We start from the raw sequence: 7,261 nt of genomic DNA, 5'->3' as shown, positions 1-7,261 counted from the left end.
GGATGAAATCCTCGTGCGTGAACTTCGCGAGACCCAGGTGCGGCAGCGTCGCGATCTCGACCGTCATCACCGCGATCGTGTAGCCGTCGGGCTTGCTGTTGATCACGTAGCTCCAGCCGATCGCGCCGCTCGCGCCCGGCTTGTTGCTGACGTACATCGAGGCCGGCAGGTGCTTGCGCGAGGCCTCGGCGAAGGCGCGTGCGAGCGCGTCGGTGCCGCCGCCCGGTTGGTAGGGCACCAGCAGCTCGATCGGGCGCGTCGGGTAGTCGGCTGCGCGCGCGTTGGAGGCGGTGAAGGCCGAGATCCCGGCCAGGGGCAGCAGGCAGGCGGCAGCCAGCAGCAGGGCGTGCCGTGCAGCATCGAAGCGAATCATCGTCGTTGTCTCCGTTCAGTCGTCGTTGTCGTCAGGAAAGGGAAATTCAGGACACGGGATTCAGGAAAGAAGGCGCGGCAGCCACAGCGAGATCGCCGGCACGAAGGTCACCAGCGCCAGCGAGGCCAGCAGCGGCACCAGCCACGGCAGGATCGCCATCGTCGTGCGCTCGACCGACAGCCGGGCCACGCGCGCCAGCACGAACAGCACCAGGCCCATCGGCGGGTGCAGCAGCCCGATCATCAAATTGAGCACCATCACCAGCCCGAAGTGCACCGGGTCGATGCCCAGCCGCTGCACGATCGGCAGCAGGATCGGCACGAGGATCGTGATCGCCGCGGTCGGCTCCAGGAAGCAGCCGACGAACAGCATCAGCGCATTGGCCAGCAGCAGGAACTGCCACGGCTCGCTCGCGATGGCCAGCACCCCTTGCGCGATCAGCTCGGTGGTGCGCGTGGCGGTCAGCATCCAGCCGAAGATCGACGCGGCCGCGACGATGAACAACACCGTCGACGAGGTCTCCACCGTGTCCATGCACGCCTTGACGAGCGCCTTCAGGCTCAGCGTGCGGTACCACGCCAGGCCGAGGAACAGCGCCCACACGCAGGCGGCGATCGCGCCCTCGGTGGCGGTGAACAGGCCGCTCGTCATGCCGCCGATCAGCAGCACCGGCGTCATGATCGGCAGCACCGCATCGAAGCGGAAGAAGCGGTCGGCCGCGAGCAGCGCCGCCATCGCGAGCGCGGCGGCGAGCTGCATGTTGACCCCGGTCCCCGACAGCGCCCACAGCGCGAGCGGAAACGCCACCACCACCGCCAGCTCGGCCAGCGCCTTGGCGATGCGGCGCCATTCGGGCCGGGTGTCGCGGCCCCAGCGGTTGCGGCGCGCGAACCAGGCCACCGTCAGCATCATCAGCAGCGCCATCACCGCGCCCGGCACGATGCCGGCCAGGAACAGCTGCCCGACCGACACGTTGGCGAACATCGCGTAGATCACGAACGGCAGCGACGGCGGGATGATCGGCCCGAGCGTCGCCGACGCGGCCGTCACGCCGACCGCGAACTCGGTGCTGTAGCCGTGGTCCTTCATCGCCTTGATCTCGATCGTGCCGAGGCCGGCGGCATCGGCGATCGCGGTGCCGCTCATGCCGGCGAAGATCACCGAGCCGACGATGTTCACGTGCGCCAGCCCGCCGCGCAGCCAGCCCACCAGCGCGAGCGAGAAGTTGTAGATGCGCGTCGTGATGCCGGCCACGTTCATCAGGTTGCCGGCCAGGATGAAGAACGGCACGGCCAGCAGCGGGAAGCTGTCGATGCCGCCGACCATGCGGTGGATCACGACGAAGGGCGGCGCGCTGCCGCTCAGCAGCACGAACAGCAGCACCGCCGCGGCCATCGCGATCGCGACCGGCACGCCGGCGCCCATGAACGCGAGGAAGACGAGCTTGAAGACGGCCGTCATGGCTGCGCGCTCCTGTCATCGGCGTCGACCGGATCGCCGAGCTCCGGCCGCTCGAGCACCGATGCACCGCGCCGCCAGTTCGCACGCGCGACGCCGACCGCGCGCCAGGTCATCGCGGCGAAGCCGAGCAGCACCGCGCCATACACCAGCCCCATCGGCAGGTCGACCACCGCCATGCGGCTCGCGCCGATGCGCCCGATCAGCTGCCAGGTCAGCACCGCGCAGATCGCGAGGAAGCCGATTCGCAGCGCATCGACGAGCGTCGCCACCACGCGCATCGGCCGGGCGGGGAGCACGCGGTACAGGTAGTCGACCTGGATGTGGTTGTTCTTGCGCACGCCGATCGCCGCGCCGATGAAGACGATGGCGACGAGGAAGTAGCGGGCGATCTCCTCGGTCCACGAGGCCGAGTCGTTGAGCGCGTAGCGGGTGAAGAACTGGTAGAAGACCGTCGCCCCGAGCAGCACGAACAGCGCGAACGCGAGCCAGTCCTCGGCACGGTAGGCGCGCAGGTCGACCTCGGCATCGTGGATGTCGAAGTGCGCCGCCTCCTGCGCCACGGTGGGCGGCGTTTCGTGCAGCGGCTCGTCGAGGGCGGCAGGCGGCATCACGGCTCTCCCGGCTTCCAGCCCGAGGCGAAGCGCACCTCGGCGTTCTTCATGTGCTTGCGCATCGCGTCGCGTGCCGCGCGCGGGTCGCGCCCGGCCACCGCCTGCAGCAGCTCGCCGTGCTCCTCGACCGCCTGCTTCCACACCGCCTCGCCCGAGAAATGCGATTCGAGCTGCGTGTACAGCGGGCCGGTGCGCGCCTCCCACAGCTGCTGCACCACCATCAGCAGCGCGCTGTTGCCGCTGGCCTCGGCCAGGCACAGGTGAAAGCGCTGGTCGGCGGCCACGGCCTCGGGCGCGTGCGTCGCATGGCGCTGCATGTCGACGAGCGCGCTCTTCAGGCGCTGCAGGTGCTCGGGCGTCGCATGGGTGGCCGCCAGCGCCGCGGTCTCGGACTCGATGATCCAGCGCGCGCGGATCAGGTCGAACGGACCTGGCGGCGTCGCCTCGGTGCGGTGCGACGCGCCGCCCGGCTTGCGCGCGCAGACGAACACGCCCGCCCCGCCGCRCACCTCGACCAGTCCCTCGACCTCCAGCGCGATCAGCGCCTCGCGCACCGACGGGCGGCTCACGCCGAGCTGCTCCGAGAGGTCGCGCTCCGACGGCAGCCGTGCACCCACGCGGAACTCGCCCTTGTCGATGAGGCGGCTCAGCTGGTCGGCGATCTGCCGGTACAGCCGGCGGCTCTCGATGGTCTGGATGGGCATGGACAACCGGGCGCCTGGATTGGTCAGGCCAGTTGATCTTCTGTGAGCCGTCTCGCGGGTCCAAGAGGGTTGGCCCTGTCAGGGAACTCCCTGACCGGCCTGCGGTTGCCAATTGGCCTGACCACTTGTCCAATGTGCGGATGGACCTGTTTCGCCTCGACGGCAAGGTGGCACTGGTGACCGGTGCGAGCCGCGGCATCGGCCAGGCGATGGCCATCGCGCTGGCGCAGGCCGGGGCCGACGTGGCGGGTGCGGCGCAAGGCGACCAGGCCGGCACGCAGGCGGCCGTGGAGGCCTGCGGCCGGCACCTGAGGGCCGCGTTCTTCCTCGCGCAGGCTGCGGCGCGGCGGTTCGTGCAGCAGGGCCGCGGCGGCAAGGTGATCAACGTCGCGTCGATGCTGTCGTTCCAGGGCGGCGTGCGGGTCGCGTCGTACACCGCGGCCAAGAGCGGGCTGATGGGCATCACGCGGCTGCTGGCCAACGAATGGGCGCCGCTGGGCATCAACGTGAACGCGATCGCGCCCGGCTACATCGCGACCGACAACACGCTGGTGCTGCGCCAGGACGAGAAGCGCAACGGCGAGATCCTCGCGCGCATTCCGGCCGGTCGCTGGGGGCGGCCGGACGACCTCGCGGGGGCGACGGTGTTCCTCGCCGCCGCGGCGTCCGACTACATGCACGGCCACACGCTGGCAGTCGATGGCGGGTGGCTGGCACGCTGAAGAAGACGACGACAACCACAACGACGGAGACGACATGACATCGAGATCGATACTCGCGGCCGCCGCATGCGCGCTGGCCTTGCAGGGCGCTGCGCGCGCCGAGGATGCGCTGGACCTGAAGCTGCGCAACGGATGGGCCGTCGCGGTGCAGCAGGAGGGCGCGATCGCGCAGCGCAGCAACAAGACCTCGTACCCGAAGGTCACCACCAGCGACGCGGCGCAGGCCTGGACCTATGCCGGCTCCGGCGAATGGACCAGCGGCTTCTTCCCGGCCAACCTGTGGCTGCTGCACGGCCAGTTCGCGGCCGACGGCTGGAGCACGCAGGCGCAGACCTGGCAGAACGGCATGGAGGGCCAGGACACCAACACCGGCACCCACGACGTCGGCTTCATGGTGTTCACGCCGTTCGGCAATGCGTACCGGCTGACCGGCGTCGACAGCTACCGGCAGGTGGCGCTGACCGCCGCCAATTCGCTCAGCCAGCGCTACAACGGCACCGTGGGTGCGGTGCGCTCGTGGGGCTCGAACGGCGACAACGCGAACTTCCAGGTGATCATGGACAACATGATGAACCTGGAGCTGCTGTTCTGGGCCAGCCGGCACGGGGGCTTGACGGCGCTCTACAACCAGGCCCGCAGCCACGCGCTGAAGACGCGCGACAACCACGTGCGCGCCGACGGCAGCAGCTTCCACCTCGTCACCTACGACCCGGTGACCGGCGGCGTGAAGTCTCGCACCACGGTGCAGGGCTACAGCGACAGCTCGACCTGGGCGCGCGGCCAGGCCTGGGGCATCTACGGCTTCACGATGACGTACCGCTTCACCGGTGAGACCACCTTCCGCGACACCGCGCGCAAGATGGCCGACTGGTACCTCGCGCACCTGCCGGCGGATTCGATTCCGCACTGGGATTTCAACGACCCGGCGATCCCGGGCGCGCCGCGCGACACCTCGGCCGCGGCGATCGCGGCGGCCGGGCTGATCGAGCTGTCGTTGCTGGAGACCGACGCCACGCGCGCGACGACCTACCGCAACGCGGCGCGCACGGCGCTGGGCGCGCTGCTGTCGGCGCCGTGGTTCGCGACGCTGGGCACGCCGTCGAACAGCCAGGCCTTGCTGCTGCAGAGCGCCTACAACCACCACGCCGGCAACACGCTCTACAACCAGGGCACGGCCTGGGGCGACTACTACCTGCTGGAGGCGATGCAGCGCTGGCGCCGCATCGACCCGGGCCTGGCGGCACTGCCGGTGGCCTCGGTCAGCGCGACCAGCGCGCAGGCGGGCAACCCGGCCGCCAACGCGATCGACGGCAGCCTGGCGACGCGCTGGAGCGCCGAAGGCGACGGCCAGGCGATCACGCTCGACCTGGGCTCGAGCCGCGCCATCCAGAAGGTCGGCGTGGCCTTCTACCTGGGCGACCAGCGCACCGCGCGCTTCGACATCGCGACCTCACCCGACGGCAACGGATGGACCACACGCTGGCGCGGCATCTCCAGCGGCCAGACGACCGCGAAGGAGTTCTACGACATCACCGACGTGACGGCACGCTACGTGCGCATCACGGGGCATGGCAGCACGGCGAGCCAGTGGAACAGCATCACCGAGCTGTCGGTGCACTGAAGAGCGTCAGCGACGCCGTGTCTTCGCGGCCGGCGCCGCAGCCTCGCCGCCCTGCTGCAGCCCCTCGGCCATGCCGATCAGCACGCCGCTGACCAGCGCCGAGTAGCTGTCGAGCAGCGCCTGCGCCGTCTTCAGGCCGAGCGCGCGGCTGTTGCGGATGGCGGTCTGCGCCTGCGACACCAGTTGCTCGACGGCGTTCGATGCCTGGGCGCCGGTGTCGGTGCCCTTCAGCTTCATCGTCTCGAGCACCTGGCTCCAGGCCCCCTGCAGCGGCTCGGTGGCCGAGCCGGCGGCCTTGCTGACGGTCGAGAAGAAGGTGTCCTCCATCTTCTCCAGGTCGGCCAGCGCGCCCTTCAGCTGCTTTTCCTGCAGCCCGACGCCCTGGTCGACGAACTGCTGCAGCGCCTTGCGGTGCGCCTCGACGGCCTGCAGCAGCGCGCCATCCATGCCGGAGAAGGCCTTGCCGAGCAGCGCCTCCGGGTCGATCGCCGGCGAGGGGTTCTCGGCGAGGCCGGTCGAGGCGGCCTTGGTGACTGTCTTCACGACGCCGCGGATGTTCTGCAGCGTCAGCTCGCGGCCTTGCAGCGCCTTCAGCGTCGCCTCGCCGACCGCCTTGCGCAGCGCCTCGCCCTGGCGGGCGCTGGCCTGCGAGAACATCGCGATCAGTGCGTCCTGGTCGATCCCTGACTTGCTCATTCGCTTCTCCTGGTGGTGTGCTCGGTGGCGTGGTCGGCCGGCGGAATCCGGCGCCCCGCAAGGGTATCCAACTGTTTTCGAGAAGGAAACCTCGCCAGCCCTGATAATGTCGGACCCGCGCGGCCGCGGGCCCTCTATGGGGCCTGCGATCCGCGCCCTTTCCCTCCGGGTGCGCGACCCGCGCCCGCAACCCCCTGATCCATGGCCAAAGACCAAGTCAAAAACTCGATCGATGCCGAAGGCCTGCGTTATCGCACCAAGGCCCCCGGCTCTCCGTTTGCGTCTGCCGGCGTGTTCAGCGCCGCGACGATGTCATGCTTCCTGTGCGGCAAGCACCGCGCGCGCACGTCGCTGAAGTCGCGCAAGCTGCTGGGCAAGACCCAGTTCGTCTGCGCGCCGTCCTGCAAGGAAGCCGACGAAGCCTAGCCTGGATCGGCCCGCTGAGCGTCAGCGGGCCTTCGCGAGCAACCAGATTCCCGCCAGGACGAGAACTGTCCCGGCGGCGACCCATCCGGTGAACGGCTCGCCGAGGATCACCACGCCCATCAGGATCGTGGAYAACGGCCCGACCATCCCGGTCTGGGCCGCCACCGTCGCGCCGACGCGCTCGATGGCCATCATCACCATCAGCACCGGCGCGAAGGTGCACAGCGTCGCGTTCAGCACCGACAGCCAGATCACCTCGGGCGCCACCAGCGCTGCCGACATCGGCCGCAGCACGACGAACTGCCCGATGCACAGMACGCAGGCCACCGTGGTCGCGAGACCCGTGAGCCGCAGCGCCCCCAGGCGCTTGACCTCTTCGCCGCTGAACGCCAGGTACAGCGCGTAGCTCACCGCGCTGCCGAACACCAGCGCCGCGCCGAGCGCCACATGCGTGCCCACCAGCTGGATCTCGTGCCCGAACACCAGCAGCACGCCGGCATAGCTGACGCCCAGCGCCATCAGCTGGCGGCGGTTCACGGTCTTGTGGAACAGCACGACGCCGAGGAACAGCACCAGCGTCGGGTTCAGGTAGAGGATCAGCCGCTCGAGGCTCGCGCTGATGTACTGCAGCCCGGCGAAGTCGAGGA

General features: G+C 69.8%; 9 protein-coding genes. 3 read left to right on the top strand and 6 right to left on the bottom strand.

Annotation, left to right across the window (positions count from 1 at the left end; genetic code table 11):
- The 4 genes from AC1D15_RS12710 to AC1D15_RS12695 all read right to left on the bottom strand — a co-directional run.
- Positions 1 to 373: Bug family tripartite tricarboxylate transporter substrate binding protein (locus AC1D15_RS12710; protein ID WP_477826255.1), on the bottom strand; the 373-nt coding region annotated here is incomplete at its 3' end.
- Positions 374 to 433: 60 nt separating this feature from the next.
- A complete protein-coding gene (locus AC1D15_RS12705) occupies positions 434 to 1,834 on the bottom strand; it encodes a TRAP transporter large permease (protein ID WP_477826254.1) in 1,401 nt (466 codons plus the stop codon).
- Positions 1,831 to 2,442: a TRAP transporter small permease gene (locus AC1D15_RS12700; RefSeq protein ID WP_477826253.1), complete on the bottom strand. Its 612-nt coding sequence runs from the start codon at positions 2,440 to 2,442 to the stop codon at positions 1,831 to 1,833. The genes AC1D15_RS12705 and AC1D15_RS12700 overlap by 4 nt, the downstream gene beginning before the upstream one ends.
- On the bottom strand, positions 2,442 to 3,149 hold the full coding sequence (locus tag AC1D15_RS12695; protein ID WP_477826252.1) for a FadR/GntR family transcriptional regulator: 708 nt from the start codon (positions 3,147 to 3,149) through the stop codon (positions 2,442 to 2,444). The genes AC1D15_RS12700 and AC1D15_RS12695 overlap by 1 nt, the downstream gene beginning before the upstream one ends.
- 140 nt (positions 3,150 to 3,289) lie before the next feature.
- On the opposite strand from AC1D15_RS12695, the gene AC1D15_RS12690 reads away from it, so the two are divergent.
- Both AC1D15_RS12690 and AC1D15_RS12685 read left to right on the top strand, forming a co-directional pair.
- Positions 3,290 to 3,871, top strand: a complete 582-nt coding sequence (locus AC1D15_RS12690; protein ID WP_477826251.1) for an SDR family oxidoreductase — start codon at positions 3,290 to 3,292, stop codon at positions 3,869 to 3,871.
- Between the two features lie 34 nt (positions 3,872 to 3,905).
- Positions 3,906 to 5,492 carry a discoidin domain-containing protein gene (locus tag AC1D15_RS12685; protein WP_477826250.1) on the top strand — a complete coding sequence of 529 codons (1,587 nt, stop codon included), beginning with the start codon at positions 3,906 to 3,908 and terminating at the stop codon, positions 5,490 to 5,492.
- 6 nt (positions 5,493 to 5,498) lie between these two features.
- Here the strand turns inward: AC1D15_RS12685 and AC1D15_RS12680 are convergent, their stop codons facing one another.
- Positions 5,499 to 6,188 (bottom strand): DUF6781 family protein, encoded by a 690-nt coding sequence (locus AC1D15_RS12680; protein ID WP_477826249.1) that lies wholly within the window; start codon positions 6,186 to 6,188, stop codon positions 5,499 to 5,501.
- A 201-nt stretch (positions 6,189 to 6,389) separates the two neighbouring features.
- Here AC1D15_RS12680 and AC1D15_RS12675 point away from each other — a divergent pair, with 201 nt between their 5' ends.
- Positions 6,390 to 6,614, top strand: coding sequence for a hypothetical protein (locus tag AC1D15_RS12675; RefSeq protein WP_047504444.1), 225 nt, complete (start codon positions 6,390 to 6,392; stop codon positions 6,612 to 6,614).
- A gap of 21 nt (positions 6,615 to 6,635) precedes the next feature.
- Here the strand turns inward: AC1D15_RS12675 and AC1D15_RS12670 are convergent.
- The coding region (locus AC1D15_RS12670; RefSeq protein WP_477826248.1) for a DMT family transporter at positions 6,636 to 7,261 on the bottom strand (626 nt) is incomplete at its 5' end.

This window comes from Rhizobacter sp. P2_H2, assembly GCF_056403375.1.
This window is presented reverse-complemented; position numbering and strand designations above follow the sequence as displayed.

Coding starts and splice junctions, on each gene's coding strand:
- AC1D15_RS12705 (WP_477826254.1), bottom strand. CDS start 1,834: ATGACGGCCGTCTTCAAGCTCGTCTTCCTCGCGTTCATGGGCGCCGGC.
- AC1D15_RS12700 (WP_477826253.1), bottom strand. CDS start 2,442: ATGCCGCCTGCCGCCCTCGACGAGCCGCTGCACGAAACGCCGCCCACC.
- AC1D15_RS12690 (WP_477826251.1), top strand. CDS start 3,290: ATGGACCTGTTTCGCCTCGACGGCAAGGTGGCACTGGTGACCGGTGCG.
- AC1D15_RS12685 (WP_477826250.1), top strand. CDS start 3,906: ATGACATCGAGATCGATACTCGCGGCCGCCGCATGCGCGCTGGCCTTG.
- AC1D15_RS12680 (WP_477826249.1), bottom strand. CDS start 6,188: ATGAGCAAGTCAGGGATCGACCAGGACGCACTGATCGCGATGTTCTCG.
- AC1D15_RS12675 (WP_047504444.1), top strand. CDS start 6,390: ATGGCCAAAGACCAAGTCAAAAACTCGATCGATGCCGAAGGCCTGCGT.